The 17,620-nt window shown below is 40.6% G+C and carries 15 protein-coding genes and 1 rRNA gene; 9 read left to right on the top strand and 7 right to left on the bottom strand.

Annotated features, from left to right (window positions below; all coding sequences use genetic code 11):
- Window positions 1–705, bottom strand: a 16S ribosomal RNA gene (locus DR017_RS11360); the annotation flags it as partial.
- A gap of 453 nt (window positions 706–1,158) precedes the next feature.
- Between DR017_RS11360 and DR017_RS11355 the strand changes: the two genes are divergently transcribed.
- A complete protein-coding gene (locus tag DR017_RS11355; protein ID WP_040361715.1) occupies window positions 1,159–2,082 on the top strand; it encodes an alpha/beta hydrolase in 924 nt (307 codons plus the stop codon).
- A gap of 201 nt (window positions 2,083–2,283) precedes the next feature.
- Here DR017_RS11355 and DR017_RS11350 read toward each other — a convergent pair whose 3' ends face one another.
- The 6 genes from DR017_RS11350 to DR017_RS11325 form a co-directional block, all read right to left on the bottom strand.
- Window positions 2,284–3,624, bottom strand: a complete 1,341-nt coding sequence (locus tag DR017_RS11350; protein ID WP_002681401.1) for a DUF4374 domain-containing protein — start codon at window positions 3,622–3,624, stop codon at window positions 2,284–2,286.
- Between the two features lie 32 nt (window positions 3,625–3,656).
- Window positions 3,657–5,795, bottom strand: a complete 2,139-nt coding sequence (locus tag DR017_RS11345) for a TonB-dependent receptor (protein WP_002681348.1) — start codon at window positions 5,793–5,795, stop codon at window positions 3,657–3,659.
- A gap of 76 nt (window positions 5,796–5,871) precedes the next feature.
- The gene (gene mnmG / locus DR017_RS11340) at window positions 5,872–7,743 is read right to left on the bottom strand and encodes a tRNA uridine-5-carboxymethylaminomethyl(34) synthesis enzyme MnmG (protein ID WP_002681395.1); all 1,872 of its coding nucleotides are present in this window, start codon (window positions 7,741–7,743) and stop codon (window positions 5,872–5,874) included.
- Window positions 7,744–7,888: 145 nt separating this feature from the next.
- Entirely contained in the window at window positions 7,889–8,593 is a 705-nt protein-coding gene (locus DR017_RS11335; protein WP_002681332.1) for a hypothetical protein, read from the bottom strand.
- A complete protein-coding gene (locus DR017_RS11330) occupies window positions 8,593–9,072 on the bottom strand; it encodes a hypothetical protein (RefSeq protein WP_040361718.1) in 480 nt (159 codons plus the stop codon). Before DR017_RS11330 ends, DR017_RS11335 begins: the two co-directional genes overlap by 1 nt.
- A 68-nt stretch (window positions 9,073–9,140) precedes the next feature.
- A complete protein-coding gene (locus DR017_RS11325) occupies window positions 9,141–9,908 on the bottom strand; it encodes a hypothetical protein (RefSeq protein ID WP_002681367.1) in 768 nt (255 codons plus the stop codon).
- A 175-nt stretch (window positions 9,909–10,083) separates the two neighbouring features.
- On the opposite strand from DR017_RS11325, the gene DR017_RS11320 reads away from it, so the two are divergent.
- The 8 genes from DR017_RS11320 (at window position 10,084) to DR017_RS11285 (ending at window position 17,611) form a co-directional block, all read left to right on the top strand.
- Entirely contained in the window at window positions 10,084–10,470 is a 387-nt protein-coding gene (locus DR017_RS11320) for an START-like domain-containing protein (RefSeq protein ID WP_040361721.1), read from the top strand.
- A gap of 37 nt (window positions 10,471–10,507) precedes the next feature.
- Window positions 10,508–11,347 (top strand): aminotransferase class IV, encoded by an 840-nt coding sequence (locus tag DR017_RS11315; RefSeq protein WP_002681380.1) that lies wholly within the window; start codon window positions 10,508–10,510, stop codon window positions 11,345–11,347.
- Window positions 11,348–11,384: 37 nt separating this feature from the next.
- Window positions 11,385–12,632, top strand: a complete 1,248-nt coding sequence (gene tilS / locus DR017_RS11310; protein WP_002681406.1) for a tRNA lysidine(34) synthetase TilS — start codon at window positions 11,385–11,387, stop codon at window positions 12,630–12,632.
- Window positions 12,633–12,761: 129 nt separating this feature from the next.
- On the top strand, window positions 12,762–14,174 hold the full coding sequence (locus DR017_RS11305) for a TolC family protein (RefSeq protein ID WP_002681386.1): 1,413 nt from the start codon (window positions 12,762–12,764) through the stop codon (window positions 14,172–14,174).
- A gap of 45 nt (window positions 14,175–14,219) precedes the next feature.
- Entirely contained in the window at window positions 14,220–15,203 is a 984-nt protein-coding gene (locus DR017_RS11300; protein WP_002681358.1) for an HlyD family secretion protein, read from the top strand.
- Between the two features lie 48 nt (window positions 15,204–15,251).
- On the top strand, window positions 15,252–15,635 hold the full coding sequence (locus tag DR017_RS11295) for a VOC family protein (protein ID WP_002681388.1): 384 nt from the start codon (window positions 15,252–15,254) through the stop codon (window positions 15,633–15,635).
- A 39-nt stretch (window positions 15,636–15,674) separates the two neighbouring features.
- Window positions 15,675–16,136, top strand: a complete 462-nt coding sequence (locus DR017_RS11290; protein ID WP_002681353.1) for a GNAT family N-acetyltransferase — start codon at window positions 15,675–15,677, stop codon at window positions 16,134–16,136.
- A gap of 62 nt (window positions 16,137–16,198) precedes the next feature.
- Window positions 16,199–17,611: an RNA/DNA-binding domain-containing protein gene (locus DR017_RS11285; RefSeq protein WP_002681362.1), complete on the top strand. Its 1,413-nt coding sequence runs from the start codon at window positions 16,199–16,201 to the stop codon at window positions 17,609–17,611.
- Window positions 17,612–17,620 lie beyond the last annotated feature (9 nt).

Below are 17,620 nucleotides of genomic sequence, written 5' to 3'. Positions count from 1 at the left end.
TCTGTGTAATATCTAAGCATTTCACCGCTACACTACACATTCCAACTACTTCACAATCATTCAAGACTGACAGTTTCAAAGGCAGTTGCTTAGTTGAGCTAAGCGCTTTCACCTCTGACTTATCAGCCCGCCTACGGACCCTTTAAACCCAATGATTCCGGATAACGCTCGCATCCTCCGTATTACCGCGGCTGCTGGCACGGAGTTAGCCGATGCTTATTCGTAAGGTACCGTCATCAAAGTACACGTACTCCTTATTCTTCCCTTACAAAAGCAGTTTACAATCCATAGGACCTTCATCCTGCACGCGGCATGGCTGGATCAGTCTTCCGACCATTGTCCAATATTCCTCACTGCTGCCTCCCGTAGGAGTCTGGTCCGTATCTCAGTACCAGTGTGGGGGACATCCCTCTCAGAACCCCTATCTATCGTCGCCTTGGGGAGCCGTTACCTCTCCAACTAGCTAATAGAACGCATACTCATCTTTCACCACCGTAGCTTTAATATAAAAACGATGCCGCTCCTATATACCATTAGGTATTAATCCAAATTTCTTCGGGCTATCCCTATGTGAAAGGCAGATTGTATACGCGTTACGCACCCGTGCGCCGGTTTTGGTTACCCGAAGGTAACCTCTCCCTCGACTTGCATGTGTTAGGCCTGCCGCTAGCGTTCATCCTGAGCCAGGATCAAACTCTTCATCGTTAAAATCTTTAATATCTTTAACCGAATTTTAAGTTATTGACTTCAGGTTTCACTCGATTCTTTAAATCTTCTTTTTGTGCTGTACAACATTATGTCAATGTACGTGTTGTTTTTCGCTTTCTGAGAGCGGCTGTCCGTCTCATTTGCGGGTGCAAAGGTACGGCGTTTTTTTTATCCTGCAAATTTTTTCGCAACTTTTTTTGAAAGTTTTTTGTAGTTGTTTGAAAATGAGGGAAATATTTTTTGATGAAAAACTCGGAGAGACTCAGAGAAACTCGGAAGGGGGTGCAAGCCGCACGGGCAGGGATGGGAGCGATGGGGTGCGAGCCGCACGGGCAAGGATGGGAGGGGTGGGAGGGACTAGGAGGGGTGAATAATTGAGTAATTGATATTTTTTAATATCTTTGCACCTATTTATAATTAACAATTTACAATTATTTATATAAATCAATAATGAAAAGAGTTTTTATATTTTGGTTATTTGCTTGCTCTTTTGCTATAGGGCAGAATTCTATTTGTATAGGTGAACAATTATCGGTTTTTTCTAAAACATTAGGTGAAACACGCTCTATAAGTGTGTATTTGCCTGATTCATATTATGATTCTACCTTAAAAGCAACGGATTATCCGGTGGTGTATCTGCTGGATGGGGAGACAAACTTCAACTATTTTAGTACTTTAATGGAAAAACTGGCTCAGGGGATTCCTAATGTGCCTGAAATGATTGTCATTGGAATTGAAAACACTCAGCGTGAAAGGGATTTTGGGAGCGATGGTGATCGTTTTTGGCAATTTATGGCTGATGAACTTATTCCTTTGGTTAAAAAACAATATAGGTGTAGTGATTTTCGCATTTTAGTAGGTCACTCATTAAGTGGATTGGCGGTGGTTTCTGCTCTTAACAAACATACGGAGCTATTTAATGCTTATATTGCACACGACCCGAGTTTATGGTGGGGAAAAAACGATGGAGAACGGTTGTTCGAAGCGAGTAAAGGAAAGGATTTCAAACATCGGATTTTTTATTTATCGTATTCGGGGAAGAAGGTACGCAACAATGGGCGCAGCAGGCATCATAACGCGATAGAGGCGGTACAGGCAATGGCTGCAAAGGGGGCTTTTAAGAATTTGGAGACTTATTTTGTTGAGTATCCCAACGAGAATCACGGTACGGTACAGGTAATAGGGAATATGGATTTGATGCGGAGGCTTTTTGCAGAAATGTTTATCGACCGCAATGATATTGAGAAAAATCCTGCGATTATCCAGCAACGGTATGAGGCACTTTCTAAAAGGTTGCATTATAAGTTTGTGCCGAGTGAGAAGTATTTGAGAGCTACTGAGAAATGGCTGGAGAAAGTGAAACGTGAAAAGTAAAAATAGGAAAAAGGCTGTCCGAAAAGTTTTATTTATGTGGGCGTTTGCAAAACGCCCGTACATAACATACTTCAAAAATTATTGATAATCAAAGTAATCAACTTTGCCAAAGGTCGTAGCACGACGAGCAATTAAGAATTTTGGCAAAGTGTAGTGACGCAAAAGCGATTTTGAGATTTTTCGGACAGCCTCTTTGTTTTATTATTTGAAGTGACCAATGGCGTTAATGAAAGAAGCGCCTTTGACTACTAAGCCTTTAGTAGCAGCATTGGTAGCGGGATCGATGATATAGATAGCTGGGTCACCATTTTTTATATTTACTGGTAGATAGACTTTACCATTATAAATAGTAAGCTCTACGGGATTTGATGTCATATTGGCAAAATCAGAGAGAGCTGGCAGTCCTGTTACCCAGTTGAAGGATTTAGCTTCCATATCTACAATAGCAAAGCGGTTTACATCTACTACGTTGAGAGCAGCTTTTGAAGCATCATTAAAGAACTCAAGCAAGAACTTATTACCAGTGATATGCCATACACGACGGAAGATTCCGTTATCGGATACTGCTGAAATATCAAAGAAGTAAGAGCTATCAAAGTCGGTAGCACCTTGTTTGATACGCAAAGCACCTGCAGGTTTTGTTGAAGCAACATCGGGGGTTTGAGGAGCTTTTACTTTAGGAGGATTCTTAGCAATTGCTCCTGAGAATACATATACATCGCCATTATCGGCTTTACCCATTTCTAACAAATATTGAGATTTGAAACGACCTGCGCTATAGCTGAGCTTATCGCTTTTATAGCTACGTTTGAGGTTCAAATCTTTATCGAGTACCCCTACATATACTACATCGGGATTGTGGATTTTACCAGTGCTTGAACCTTGAGCTACTTGCACATCTTTGTAATCAGAAACTATCATACCGCTGAAGAACTCACCGTTACCATTGTCTAAGATACCAGCAAACGACACAATTTCTTGAGTAGAAGAGGAGGTGTTCATCTCAGGAAGGAGATTTGCTGTATGGATAGTTTTGGTAAAAGCTTTGGTATAATTGTTGGCATTGCGGAAGTTGAAAGTTGCGCCGTCCTTTTTGCCTTCGTATTCTTGTCCGCCTACTACAGTTATCCAATAATCACTGAAGAAACCAAAAGTGGTGGCACGTTCGGCTACGTCAAAATCAGTAAGATGTTTTACACCTTGAGCTGTTTTTTCGTAAGAAATACCGATACCAGCTCCTCTAAAGCCATAGGATAGACCTACTGCTGTGTTCTTGTTGAACTGCCAGAAATAGCCATTGGCTTCTTTGAATTGTTCTTGGTTAGCAGAAAGAGGGAGTTCCCCATTTTCTACGTTTTTAGCGACCAACAGATAACGAGTTCTATTTTGATCACCTCCAGCATCAATGAAAAAGTTAGCTCCCTCTGCAGAAGGAGGAGGTACTGGAGTATTATCGTCTTTTTTGCAAGACGTAAGGGCTACGAAGCTAACTAATGAGCCTACAAGTAGCGTTTTTTTGAATGTTTGAAAATTGATATACATATATTTAGAAATTAGTTGTTAGGAATTAGGGGTTAGTAGAATCGGTAGGAGAGTTTGGCATAGAAAGCGCGACCGGCTTTTTGGAGGCTGTAGTTATCGTACAACAATTCATCGGTGATATTTTTGGCTTCTACGGAAAGACTTAACCGTTTGTTAGGAGTGTAGTAAGTAAGACTCACATCGTGAGAAAGTTGGCGAGGGACTTTAATTTTTGTTCCTTCGCTTTGCCACGAGGTAAAAAACTCTTCAGTGAAAAAGAGATTATAGTTTAGTGATAGTTTGTCGTGTTTAGCAATGAGGCTTCCTATATTACAAGTAGCATCGGCGTTGCCAAATAGATAGGGCATATTAGGCAATCGGTCGTTATAGATAGCCGAAGGGCGACCCGTTTCAGTAAATTCTTCTTTGTTGCGCAAGTTCATATAGGACAAGTTACCACCTACTGAAAATACATCTTTATAGAAATAGCGCAAGGTAGCATCAACTCCCATATTGAGCACCTTACCGTGATTTCGACTTCCTGCAGATCCTTCATTAGCTCCTGCACTGATAATACTTCTGATGATATAATCTTTGATATAACGATAGGCAAACCCTGCTTCTACTAAGAGGGAATGTGCTTTGAACGCAGGTTGATAAGAGAGATTTACGTTCAGGTTATCGCTATTTTCAGGTTTGAGTTTATAGTTACCAATCTCTAAATCGCCATCGCCAAAGAGTTCGGTATCAGTAGGTAGACGGAAGCTCTTTTCATAAGAGAGTTTGACTTGTAGAGGCTTTAAGAGCTGATAAGTAGTCGCCCCACCATACCCCCAAGCCTGAGTGTGATGAGTTTCTTCTTCATATACAGCGCGACTTCCTTGACCGCTTATTATCACTGGACCTGTTACAGCTGTATTGTAATATTTACCGAAAGCTAATATATTCCAACGCTCGGAAGGGGTAAACTTGTAGGAGAATCCAGAAATATTTTTCTCATTGACACGCCTCATAAAATCGGAATCGAGGGTATAGTTGGTAATGAGCATATTTTTGTTACGCCGAGTGTAATTACTGAAGGTGTGTGTGAGTTGAAAAGAGTGTTTTTCATTGAGTTGATAGTCTAAGTGAGAAGTGATATAGCCCGTTTTACCTTCAAAAATAGTATTCTGGAGTTGTGATTCACCACGAGTAACCATTGGTTCATACTCACCTGTCCAGCTATAACGGCGGGCTTCTTCATCTACATTCTGAGTGGTGGTAAAATCATAACGCCCTGTAAGGAAGAAAGAGAGACCGTTGAGGATATTCTTTTTCTCATATTCTACTGAAGATGAATAGTTATGAGATTTGCGGTACTTACCCCCGAATACTTTTTGCATTAGGTTGGCATTTTGGAGTTGTTTATCCTCTTGACTATAATTGAGGGCAAAAGAAAGTTTATCAGCCCATTTTTCATCGAAGATATTCACGCGACCTATGATAGCCTCGTTGTGATAACGGTCGTGAAAGCGTTTGAACCAACGTTTTTCTTTAGAGTAAGTACCTGTTTGGAGATCGAGATATTCAGTAAATACTTTATAGCTGTTATCGGAGTAATTTTGGTAAGCATTGAGTTCTACACTAATATTATCGGTGAGGAATTGCCCGAGATTTAAGGTACTTTTATGGGTGTTGAAAGAACCAAAAGTATAGGATAGATTGCCGTAGTTGTATCGGCTTTTACGCGTTACTACATTGATAGCGCCCCCAAGAGCATCGGCACCAAAAGTAACAGGTACCACACCTTTGTAAATTTCGATACGTTCGATAAGTTCAGCGGGAATATTATTAATACGAAAAGAGGCATTCGCTTCGTTCATAGGCACCCCATCGATAAAGATACGCACGTGACGACCAGTAAAACCATTGAGGTTGATATTTGCCTCTGCTCCTACCCCACCAGTTTCGCGCATCTTCACTCCCGACACACGGGCAAGCATATCGGCAGCATTGCTGTTGAGATTGCGGAGCTGTTGAGCTTCGATAGCAACCACGTTGTAAGCTGCTTTTTGCACTTGCTTGATAGGCGATTGCCCTGTGAGCACAACCTCACTGAGTTGCGTAACTTCTTCATCTACAGGTTGAGAGAAGAGTTGACTTGCAAAAAAAGATGCTAATAAAAAGGTGATATTTTTAGGTGATAAAAACATTATCGTATCTCTGTTTTTAGAATAACGGAGGCAAAGGTACGAAAATTATTTTGAATAATCCTAAATTAGCAATACTTTATCTTCCCATATATATCAATAGAATACTAATATCGGCGGGAGAAACACCGCTGATACGAGAGGCTTGAGAAAGGGTTGTTGGGCGTATTTTCTTTAGTTTTTCACGTCCTTCAAAAGAGAGAGAAATGATTTTGTCGTAATCAAAATTATCGGGAATACGCACGCTCTCTAAACGATTTAGTTTATCGGCATTATTGCGTTCTTTTTCTATATAACCTGCATATTTAACTTCTACTTCAGCACAAGTTTTTTCTTCTTCATTAAGGTCATTTTCCTTTATATAGCTTGCGATGCGGTCTATAGACTCAAAATCGGCGAGGGTTACATCGGGGCGTGAGAGTACTTTTTGGAGTTTATCACCTTGTTTCATTGGTGATGAATCGTATTTTTCGAGAATAGGATTCACTTCATCGGGAGTAACGCTCAATTCCTTTATATAGGTAATGAACTCATTTACTTTGCGATTTTTGGTTTCCCAAGCGCGGTAACGCTCTTCACTTACCGTACCTATTTCATATCCCAGAGGAGTAAGGCGGCTATCGGCATTATCCTGACGGAGCAAAGTGCGGTATTCGGCACGTGAGGTGAACATACGGTAAGGCTCTTCGGTACCTTTGGTGATAAGATCGTCGATGAGTACTCCTATATAAGCCTCATCGCGTTTTAGTATAAAAGGTTCGCGTTCGCGCACTTTTAGCACAGCGTTGATACCCGCCATCAGTCCTTGAGCGGCAGCTTCCTCATAACCCGTTGTACCATTGATTTGTCCGGCGAAGTATAAGTTTTCTATGAGTTTTGTTTCGAGTGTATGTTTCAGTTGGGTAGGCGGGAAATAGTCGTATTCGATGGCATAACCAGGGCGGAGGAATTTCACTTTCTCAAAGCCTGCCACCTGACTAAGGGCAGCATATTGCACTTCTTCTGGTAAAGAGGTTGAAAAACCATTGACATACATTTCGACCGTATGCCAGCCTTCAGGTTCTACGAATATTTGGTGACGCTCTTTATCGGCAAAACGGTTGATTTTATCTTCGATTGAAGGACAATAACGAGGACCTACGCCGTGTATAATTCCTTGAAACATAGGCGAGCGGTCAAAGCCCGTACGAAGGATATTGTGTACGCGCTCGCTGGTGTAGGTCATATAACAATCTTTTTGTACAGCAAGAGGTTTGGTTTCTGAAGAAAAAGAGAATTTTTGAGGATGCTCATCACCTGGTTGAGGAACCATCTTGGTAAAATCGAGAGAACGAGCATCTACACGAGGTGGTGTACCGGTTTTCATACGACCAGCTTCAAAACCGTGTTGCACAAGACACTCGGTAAGCCCATAGGCAGCGGGTTCTCCTACACGACCGCCACCGAACTGTTTGAGCCCTATGTGCATCACCCCATTGAGAAAAGTACCATTGGTGAGCACCACACTTTTGGCTTTGATAGTAACCCCTAAAGAAGTGCGTACCCCCACTACCCTATCCTTTTCGATAAGCAGGTCGTTTACCATACCTTGGAAGAAATCGAGAGTAGGGAGGCTTTCCAACTGTAAGCGCCACGCTTCGGAAAATCGCATACGATCGGACTGAGCGCGCGGACTCCACATCGCAGGTCCTTTGGACTGGTTGAGCATCTTAAATTGGATAGCCGTTTTATCGGTAATAATACCCATATAGCCGCCCAGTGCATCGATTTCACGCACTATTTGTCCTTTGGCGATGCCTCCCACAGCGGGGTTGCAGCTCATTTGGGCTATATGTTGGAGGTTCATAGTAATAAGAAGGGTTTGTGCGCCCATATTGGCAGCAGCAGCAGCAGCTTCAGCACCTGCGTGCCCTCCGCCTACTACTATCACATCATATTCTGTTGTAAACATTTGTCGATTTTTTGATTTTTCGATTTGTCAATTGGGTAATGGGAGTGATTATCAGTGTAGCAACAAAAAAATTGCCAACCATCTTCAATTGACTATAATTTCAGGCGGCAAAGGTACAAAACAATTGACAATTAACAATTAATAATTAACAATTCACCTCGCGGTAAGCGCGCTCTAAAAAGCGGTATTGCTCTTTGGGCATCGTTACAGTAATAGGGGTATTGGGTTGTTGGCGGGTATAAATATGAGCTTCTTCTATTAGCGTATTACCTTTTTTTGAACGACTGTGACACTCTGAGCGATGCGTCCATTTTAAGTGTGTTATATTGGTAAGCGGAATTCCCTCACTAAGATTTGACATAAAGTAGGCTTTCCCTTGGCAAATCACCACAAAAGGCGAATAGCGTTGGGCGAAGTTCATCAGTTGCATCATTTGGGTGAAACGCTCATAATCAGCATCACTCATTTCTTCTAATAACTTTTGTAAGTATTTAATATTTCGACTATCATAAAAATATAGGGCTAGACACCATCCCAAAAATCCTACTGCAGTAGGGTAGATTATAAAAGGATGTTGCTGGGTATAGAGAAATAAATTTTCATAAAAAGAATGAGGCGTATCCAACAACTCTAAAAGTAGAAATGAGGAAAAAGTTAGGCAAAATAATATCCCTATAGATACTGATACTACCCCTACGTATTTCTTTAATTTAGCGATATACTGCTTTCGCTTTTCAGGCATATAGCGCGGACTGCTATAGCGCAAGTTGTTATTGGGTTTTCTTTTGAAAAAATAGAGTCCCACTATTATACAGAGTGCCCAAAAGGGGATAGTAGCGACAAAACCCATTATTGATTTTTGGTTAAATAGTTGTAAAGAGCTTGAATGCTTTTTTCAAATCGTTTAATGATTTTAGGGCTAGTAACTTTATGCCTCAATTGAGGTTGTTCATACCAAGCAGTACTAGCACCTGCACGGCTATAACCGAGTTCTAACTGTCCGTCGATATTTACTATAAAGTAGTAATCGGATGGGAAATAAGCATCTTTCACATCGAAGAAAACGATAGCTTTAGGGAGGTAGAAATCGCCGTATTCATAAGTAGTATGAGGTTTTTCAGTATTCCAAACAACGGCGTGCTTGAAAGGTTTATCGTTTTTCCAAAAAGCAAAGGTAGATTTTTTTTGAGGGAGCTCAAAAATTTGAAGCGCATCTTCGGGAATAAAGGCGCTGAGTGCTATAATTTTATCAAATAATTCAACTGTAATGACCTCGTTTTTCAGGGGTACATCGTGTAGTTTCTTTTCTCTATAGTAAATGCGTGGCATAATGATGTAAGTCTTTTTTGAGCGTGCAAAGTTAGTAATAATTTGGCAATTTGCCAATTACTAACTTGCTAATTAGGTTTGTAGTGTTTTTCTTTTTTGTTGTATTGCCATTCTATCATCGCCTCTTGCTGGTTTGAAAGTTCTTCAGTACAAAAGCCTTCAGCATCAGGAATAATGCGTATTTGCTTAGTAGAACGATGTTCCATTAGGGCAAAAAAACCGTGTACTTTATGGGGCAAAATAGTAAAATGACTGGTAATTTCTTCTTTATTGCCATTGCAAGGGATATGCCCATTGCTAAGTTCACCACTTTCCATCTTTCCTGAATAACTCATTACATTGGCAGTGAATATATTATAAAAGTTTTTACCTTTGGATATCAACCAAATCAACTCCTCTCTTCCTGTAGGGTTGTAACGTACACTATTGGAAAAGAATGCTCTAAGTTGATAAGCAGGCGTTTTGCTGTTGAGCTGCTGAGGGGTAGGCACTATTTCTAAGCCTCGCAAAGAGGTATCTTCAGCTATAGTCCATTGGTTTTCACCTTTGTAATAGAATTCTATTTTTTGTTTAGCTGTGTGGTAGTTTACCACATACAAATCTAATTTCATAGCACCTTGTTCCCTTTTAACAAGTGGAAAAACAATAAGCTGATTTAAAGAATCACCTTGTACTACTTGTGTGGTATAGAAATCCCAATAGACCTGCCGTTTATTGATTTTGAGTTTTTTTTCAATTGCCTTGAAAGCAGGGGTATCATAAGGGAGATTTTGAGCGATACTTCCTAAGGGTAAGAGCAGAAAAATGCTCATCCATTTTACAAATTGCTTGTTCATTGTTTCTAATTTACTACTTTTATACTGAAAAATTGACAAATTTAGCCACAAAAGTACAAATAAATTATCAACTAACAAGTAATGATAAATAAAATATAGGCTACTACCTAACTATTTAAAATTTTGCTATTTCAAAAAAATGTTGTACTTTGCGCCCAATAAACTGCTATCGCCTATGCAAACAAAAGAAAAATATCAATTGGAAGTGACTGTAAATGCCTCACCTCAACTGATTTACCAGTACATTTCCACTCCCGCAGGACTCGCTTCGTGGTATGCCGATGATGTACGTGCCAACGATGATACCTATACTTTTGTGTGGAATGGCTTTGAAGAAACTGCCCAACTACTACGCCAAAAATTAGATGACCACATTCGTTTTCATTGGAAAGAAGATGAAGAGGCTACAACTTATTTTGAAATTAGAATTAGAGTGAATGACCTCACTCAAGAGGTATCTCTTGCTATCACCGATTTTGCCCCCTCCGACGAAATTGAAGAAGCTAAACAATTATGGCTATTGCAAATAGCTGACCTCAAAGCTAAAATAGGTGCAAATTAGGTATTAGGTTTCAGGTGTTAGACTTTAAAAAGTAATAATGAAAATAAATTATAACGGCAATATTATCAGTGAGATTGACCCTATTCTCACCATTCACAACCGCGCTTTTCGCTATGGTGATGGCGTATTCGACCTTTGTAAATACAGCTACCAAAAACTCATCTTTTGGGAAGAACACTACCTCCGCCTAATGGCTGGTATGCGCATTTTGCGTATGAATATTCCGATGAGTTTTGCTATGGAATACCTTGAAGAAGAAATACTCAACCTCATAAAAGCCAATGGAATAGAAGCTAAACCTGCAAAAGTGCGATTGAGCATCTTCCGCAAAGAGGGAACTTCTAATGAAATCGACTATCTTATCGAAACCAAAGTTATTGAAAACCCTTTCTACGTGCTAAATGAAGAGCCCTATGAGGTAGAACTCTTCAAAGATTTCTTCGTACAGCCCGACTTGCTTGCTAATGTAAATCACCTCAACCGTAATGTGAATGTATTAGGGCGCATTTTTGCCGATGAAAACGACTATCAGAATTGTATTTTGCTCAACAGCAACAAGAGTATTGCAGGAATGCTCGACGGCAATTTGTTTGTAGTAAATGGCAATACCCTCAAAACTCCCCCTCTCACCGATGGTGCTCTGAATGGTATCACCCGCAAGATGCTCATCAAAACCCTTGGTAAAACCAAAGATTACGAGGTGGTAGAGACTTCTATTTCGCCTTTTGAACTCCAAAAAGCCGATGAACTTTTCTTTACGAATAGCATAGTGGGGATACAGCCTATTCGCCAATATAGGAAAAAAGCATATCCTTGTGAGGTAGCAAAAAGTTTGATAGGAAAACTCAATACAAGTGCGAGGTTTGGAGTTAGTTAAGAGGTAAAAAAGAAACTAATGTCGATAAAACTGCCCTATGAACACCCTAAATCAGCTAAAAAATAAAAAAATACTCGTTGCCATTAGTGGCGGTATTGACAGCGTGGTACTCACGCATTTGCTACATTTTCACGGTACTGAATTATTGTTAGCCCACTGCAATTTCCAACTTCGCGGGGAGGAAAGCGATGGCGATGAGGCTTTTGTGCGCAACTTTGCTAAAACGCTCGGCATCCCACTGGAAGTAAAGCGTTTTGATACTAAAGAGTATGCAAAAGCACACCAACTTAACACTCAATTGGCTGCCCGTGAGTTGCGCTATGAGTGGTTTTATGAGCTATTAGAAACACATCATTGTGATGCCCTTGCTACGGCACATCACGCAAATGATAACCTCGAAACTTTTTTGATAAACCTCTCGCGAGGTAGTGGTTTGGACGGACTGTTAGGTATCCCACAGCAAACCGATAAAATTGTGCGTCCGCTACTGCAATGGTCACGCCAACAGATATACGATTATGCTGAAGCTCACGAACTACAATGGCGTGAGGACAGCAGTAATGCGAGCAATAAATACGTACGTAATGTTATTCGGCACGAGATAATTCCACAAATGGCTCTGGTACACCCTAATTATTTAGAGAATTTCAACCAAACGCAAGAATATTTACATCAATCGGCGCGATTTATTGATTTTTATATAGAAGAATGGAGAAAATCTTGTTTTGAAGGTACTCAACCTATATTTGTAAATACCGAAAAACTACAAACAGCTCCCGAAATAGATTTGGTGCTTCACAAACTCTTCTATCCTTATGGTTTTGGCAATGTAAAAGACCTAAAAAATCTCCTCTTCAATGCCGAAGCGGGCAAACAACTCCTTTCCGCTACTCACTCTCTTGTGAAAGATAGTAAAGGTGCTTGGCTAAAAGAACTCACTGCTGAAAGTCTTCCTCCTACACTTACTTATGAGGAACTTACTCCCCCATTCAACCTCACTAAAGGCGACCCCAATATTGCCTTTATCGATGCCGATAAACTCACCGCTTCCCTCACTCTCCGACAAAAACAAACAGGTGACTTTTTCTATCCCATAGGTTTGGGAGTAAAGAAGAAACTCAGCAAGTTTTTTATTGATGAAAAATACAGTCAGGTAGCACGTGAAAACCAATGGTTATTGTGCAGCGGAGAAGACATTGTGTGGGTAGTAGGCAAACGTTTGGACGAGCGCTTTAAAATTACTGAAGCCACTCAAAAAGCATTGAAGTTAGTTGTCACTCATTAGCCACCTATCCCCTGATACCTGACATCTAACACCTTTTTTAATCTATCTTAAAAACATTCTACTTTATTTATTCTTCTACCTCAGAAAAACGCTGTAATTTTGCCCCATCAAAATAAAATATTTTCTTTTATGAAAAAATACACTTTATTATGTCTCTTCGCTATAGGTCTAACAGCTTCATTACAAGCACAATCGCTCTCATTTGATGAAGCCCTTAGCCAGATGCGTTCAGGTAACCAAAAACTCAAAGGCATTGAAAAACAAACCGAAGCTGCCGATTATAACCGCAAGTCGTTCCGCGGGCTATACTTGCCCCAATTGAGCGTCAATGCGAGCTATATGCACCTCGCCGACCCGCTCTACCTCAGCTTCAACGACTATAAAGCACCCATACAAAACGGTTTGCAAGGCTTTGCCTCCCAAGTACCCGCTCCTATGCGTCCGCTATTTGCCCCGCTACTCGGCAGGGTGCAACCTCTCTTTGCCCAAGATTGGCGTTATAAATTCCAAGAGCAGGACATCTGGAAAGTGAGTGCCGATGCCAAATGGGTGTTATTTGCTGGCGGAAAGGTGCGCGTAGGTAATCGTGTGAGTGCACTCAACACCGAAATAGCTACTGTAGAAACCAAAAAAACCGAAAATGCCCTCATTAGTGAGTTGGCTGAGCGTTATTTTCAAGTACAGTTAGCTCAAAAAGCCTTAGCGGTGAGAAAACAGTCGTTTGAAACAGCGCAACATCACTACGAGAACGCTCAAAAACTCGAAAAGAACGGAATGATTGCTTCCGTAGAAGTATTGCAAGCTAAAAAAGCGGTTACCGATGCTGAGCGTGAGGTAATGGCGGCTGAAAAGGATATACAATTAGCGCAAACGGCTCTATATGGTGTAATGGGTACTACCGAGCAACCACTCACTGCCCTCACCACCGAACTTTTTGAGGTAGCCCCTCTCCAATCGCTTGAGTACTACCAACAGCAAGCCAAAGAGCACTACCCTATGATTGTGCAAGCCAAACTGAAAGCCCAAATGGCTACCCAAAGTGTAAAAGCACAACAAGCTGCTTATCTACCCGATGTAGCCGTAGTAGGCAAAAAATATTTGTGGAGCGAAAACCTCCCCTTAACCGAACCCGATAACTGGGTAGTAGGCGTAGGGTTGCAGTGGAATCTCTTCAACGGTTTGCAGGACAAGAACAAGATAGCCCAAGCCAAAGCAATGCGTGAGAGTGTGGAGCTCATCACTGCACAAGCCGAAAAAGATGTACAAACCTTAGTGAAAAAACAGTACACCGAGATTGAAAAGCAACGCGAACAATACCTCAGCTTAGAAGAGAGTTTGCGTTTTGCCGAAGAACTCGTACGTGCCCGCGACAAGGCTTTCGCCGAAGGTCTCTCCACCTCCACCGATGTAGCTGATGCCAACCTTTATTTGGCTTCTATTAAAATCAAACGCTACCAAGCCCTTTTTGAAATGGATAAAACCCTCGCCCAGCTCCTTGAGACCTGCGGAATGAGCGATAAATTCAGCGAACAAGTAAGGTAGCGCGACACAAATACTCTTATCTCTTAACTCTTAACTAAATAAACAATGAAAAAGAAAAACATCACCGGACTTATTATCACTATTGCCGTTTTTGCGGTAGTACTCATTCTTTCTATTTACTTTTTTAGTAACCGCGAACCTGTATATTTGCAAGGTCAGGTAGAAGCTAAACAAATCAATGTTGCACCCAAAGTACCTGGTAGAGTGAAAGCTATCTACAAGCAGGAAGGCGACCAAGTGCACAAAGGCGACCTCCTTTTGGAACTCGAAAGCACCGAACTCGATGCCAAACTTTCACAAGCCGAAGCAGCTCGTTTGGCTGCACAAGCGCAGTCTGACAAAGCACAACGCGGTGCTCGTAGCGAACAAATTCAAGGGGCTTACAATGTATGGCAACAAGCACAAGCTGCCGCTGAACTCGCTGAGAAAACCTATCAGCGTGTGAGCAACCTCTATAACGAAAAGGTATTGCCTGCCCAAAAGAAAGATGAGGCTTATACCCAAATGGTTGCCCTTCAAAAACAAGCCGAAGCAGCCAAATCACAATATGAAATGGCGAAAAACGGGGCTCGTGTAGAGGATAAAACCGCTGCTCAAGCGCTTGTCGCCCAAGCACAAGGAGTTATTACTGAGGTAAATGCTTATAAAGATGGTGCTAAAGTGTTCGCTCCTGCCGATGCCGAGATACAAACCATTATCCCCAACGAAGGCGAAATCGTAAATGCGGGTTACCCTGTGATGAACCTCATTGATACTCAGGACGAGTGGGTAGTGTTCAACATACGCGAAGATAAAATGGCAGACTTCAAAATAGGTACTAAATTCAAAGGTATTGTACCCGCCCTTGGCAATCAGGAGATAGAAATGGAAGTAAAACACATAGCCGTACAAGCTGATTTTGCCACTTGGACAGCCACCAAAAGCAAAGGCGACTTCGACAAGAAAACTTTTGCTATCAAAGCCTACCCTACTCAAAAAATAAAGGATTTAAGACCGGGAATGTCGGTATTAGTTGAAGATAAAAATTAACTGATTAACTCATCAGAAAATTGAGTCATCAATAAGTAAGTTGTTATTATGAAAATAGACCACATCGCTTTATATGTAAAAAATTTGGAAGTATCTAAAGCCTTTTATGAGACTTTCTTCGGCGCAAAATCAAACGAGTTGTACCATAATCCTAAAACAGGATTACGCACCTACTTTCTAAGTTTTGATAGTGGCGCTCGTTTGGAAATAATGTGGAGACCCAACCTCAGTGAACCTTTGGACAAGGTGACGAGTGAAGGGATCATACACTTTGCCTTCAGTGTAGGAAGCAAGGAAGCGGTTGATGCGCTTACTCAGAAAATCATTGATGAAGGCTATATGTGCTTTAGTGCACCACGCACCACGGGTGATGGGTATTACGAGAGTATGATACTTGACCCTGATGGCAATATGGTAGAGATAACCATCTGATTAAATAATATTAAAAAGCAAGTAAGTTTATTTGATAAAATGAGAATAACTGAAGGATTATCAACTAATGATAAGCAAGCTATTATACATTGGACAAATAGCAAAGGCGCTGATTTCTTGAAACAATGGGCAGGAGATGCTTTGCCCTATCCTCTTACCATAGAAGCACTCAATGCTTTGTCTCATTGTTTTCGTATTGAGGCAAAGGGTAGTTTTATAGGGATGATTCAGCAAATAAGAGTAGAAGAGAGCAATGTACATATTGGTAGATTTCTTATCAATCCTTCCCTTACAGGAAAAGGATTAGGCACCTCAGCAATGCAGTTGTTTATTGCAATGCTTTTTGAAGATAAAAGTGTTCATTCTATTAGCCTAAATGTATTTGATGACAACCCCATAGCTAAAGGTCTTTATACAAAACTTGGTTTTAAAGTAATAGCCACTGTAGAGGGAGAAAGAAAAAAATACAAGATGATGAAAACTAATTTGGTAATTAACTAATTAGCTTATTGCTAAATTAGCTAATTATCACTATCTTTGCCCTATAAAAACCTCATTTTACAATGATTGAATCCAAAAAGATAGAATACAAGCGACAAGTTACCCCTGAATTAGAAAAGGAAGTCGTTGCTTTTCTCAATACAAATGAAGGTGGTTTTATCTATATCGGCATTGATAAAACAGGAAAAACCATTGGTGTTCCTAACTCCGATGCTGTACAATTAGAACTCAAAGACCGCTTTAAAAATAATATTCTCCCCTCGTGTATGGGGTTATTTGATATTCTTTTGGAAAAACGTAATGATAAGAATGTAATTAAAATCATTGTAGCAGGAGGATATGAAAAACCTTATTACATCAAGAAATATGGGCTTTCAGAAAAAGGGGCTTTCATCCGTATAGGCAGTGCTTCAGAACCTATGCCCTCCCGACAAATAGAAGAGTTGTTTACCAAGCGTACGCGTTATTCAATAGGTAAGATAAGGTCTCCAAAGAAAGATTTACGCTTCCAGCAGTTGCAAATCTATTACCAATCGATGGGTAAAACCCTCAACGAGCAATTTGCAAGAAATTTAGAACTTCTGAATGAAGATGGCGATTACAACTATGTAGCTTACTTAATGAACGATATCAATAATATATCGGTGAGAGTAGCACGCTATGCAGGTACTAACCAAGTTGATTTGGTACAGAATGAAGAGTACGGACACGAATCTCTTATCAAAGCAACTCAGCAGGTATTAGACAAACTCAATCTTGAGAACCGCACTTTTACCAAGATAACCTACAAACAGCGTATAGAACGTCGCCTTTGGAATCCTGTTGCCCTTCGTGAGGCTGTGATTAATGCCTTTGTTCACAACGATTATACCTATGAAGTAGCCCCTAAGTTCGAGATTTTTAAAGACCGATTGGTTATTACCTCTTGTGGCGGACTCCCTTATGGTATTTCGCAAGAAGAATTCTTCTCAGGCACTTCTATACCCCGCAACAAAGAGTTGATGCGCATCTTCCGCGATGTAGAGTTAGTAGAACATTTAGGTTCTGGTATTCCACGTATTTTGCAGAGTTATCCTAAAGAATCTTTTAGGTTTATGGAAAACACCTTGCGAGTAATCTTTCCTATAGATGAAGATTTACAAGCACTTATGGAAAAAGAAGCGCAAGATACCCCCCAAGTACCCCCCAAGTACCCCCCAAGTACCATGCAAGTACCATGCAAGTACCATGCAAGTACCATGCAAGTTACCATGCAAGTCAAAGATTTATTAAATATATTGGAAGAAGTATCTTATAGAGAAGAAATTCAAGAAAAATTAGGCTTGAAAAATAGAGATTATTTCAGAAAAAACTATCTCAACCCTGCCATAGAACAAGGTTTTGTAGCGCTTACCATTCCTGATAAACCCACAAGTAGCAAGCAACAATACTACCTTACTGATAAAGGCAAAGAATTTTTAAAAACATTAAAATAACCCTTAAAA

Origin of the sequence: Capnocytophaga sputigena (assembly GCF_900446695.1) — a bacterium.
GTDB lineage: Bacteria > Bacteroidota > Bacteroidia > Flavobacteriales > Flavobacteriaceae > Capnocytophaga > Capnocytophaga sputigena.
The sequence above is the reverse complement of the archived record's forward strand: the minus strand, read 5'-3'. Positions and strand labels throughout refer to the sequence as shown.

Bases quoted from the DNA above. Each gene is read 5' to 3' on its own strand.
- DR017_RS11300 (WP_002681358.1), top strand. From the start codon at position 14,220: ATGAAAAAGAAAAACATCACCGGACTTATTATCACTATTGCCGTTTTT.
- mnmG (WP_002681395.1), bottom strand. From the start codon at position 7,743: ATGTTTACAACAGAATATGATGTGATAGTAGTAGGCGGAGGGCACGCA.
- DR017_RS11355 (WP_040361715.1), top strand. From the start codon at position 1,159: ATGAAAAGAGTTTTTATATTTTGGTTATTTGCTTGCTCTTTTGCTATA.
- DR017_RS11345 (WP_002681348.1), bottom strand. From the start codon at position 5,795: ATGTTTTTATCACCTAAAAATATCACCTTTTTATTAGCATCTTTTTTT.
- DR017_RS11305 (WP_002681386.1), top strand. From the start codon at position 12,762: ATGAAAAAATACACTTTATTATGTCTCTTCGCTATAGGTCTAACAGCT.
- tilS (WP_002681406.1), top strand. From the start codon at position 11,385: ATGAACACCCTAAATCAGCTAAAAAATAAAAAAATACTCGTTGCCATT.
- DR017_RS11330 (WP_040361718.1), bottom strand. From the start codon at position 9,072: ATGCCACGCATTTACTATAGAGAAAAGAAACTACACGATGTACCCCTG.
- DR017_RS11285 (WP_002681362.1), top strand. From the start codon at position 16,199: ATGATTGAATCCAAAAAGATAGAATACAAGCGACAAGTTACCCCTGAA.
- DR017_RS11295 (WP_002681388.1), top strand. From the start codon at position 15,252: ATGAAAATAGACCACATCGCTTTATATGTAAAAAATTTGGAAGTATCT.
- DR017_RS11325 (WP_002681367.1), bottom strand. From the start codon at position 9,908: ATGAACAAGCAATTTGTAAAATGGATGAGCATTTTTCTGCTCTTACCC.
- DR017_RS11290 (WP_002681353.1), top strand. From the start codon at position 15,675: ATGAGAATAACTGAAGGATTATCAACTAATGATAAGCAAGCTATTATA.
- DR017_RS11315 (WP_002681380.1), top strand. From the start codon at position 10,508: ATGAAAATAAATTATAACGGCAATATTATCAGTGAGATTGACCCTATT.
- DR017_RS11350 (WP_002681401.1), bottom strand. From the start codon at position 3,624: ATGTATATCAATTTTCAAACATTCAAAAAAACGCTACTTGTAGGCTCA.
- DR017_RS11335 (WP_002681332.1), bottom strand. From the start codon at position 8,593: ATGGGTTTTGTCGCTACTATCCCCTTTTGGGCACTCTGTATAATAGTG.
- DR017_RS11320 (WP_040361721.1), top strand. From the start codon at position 10,084: ATGCAAACAAAAGAAAAATATCAATTGGAAGTGACTGTAAATGCCTCA.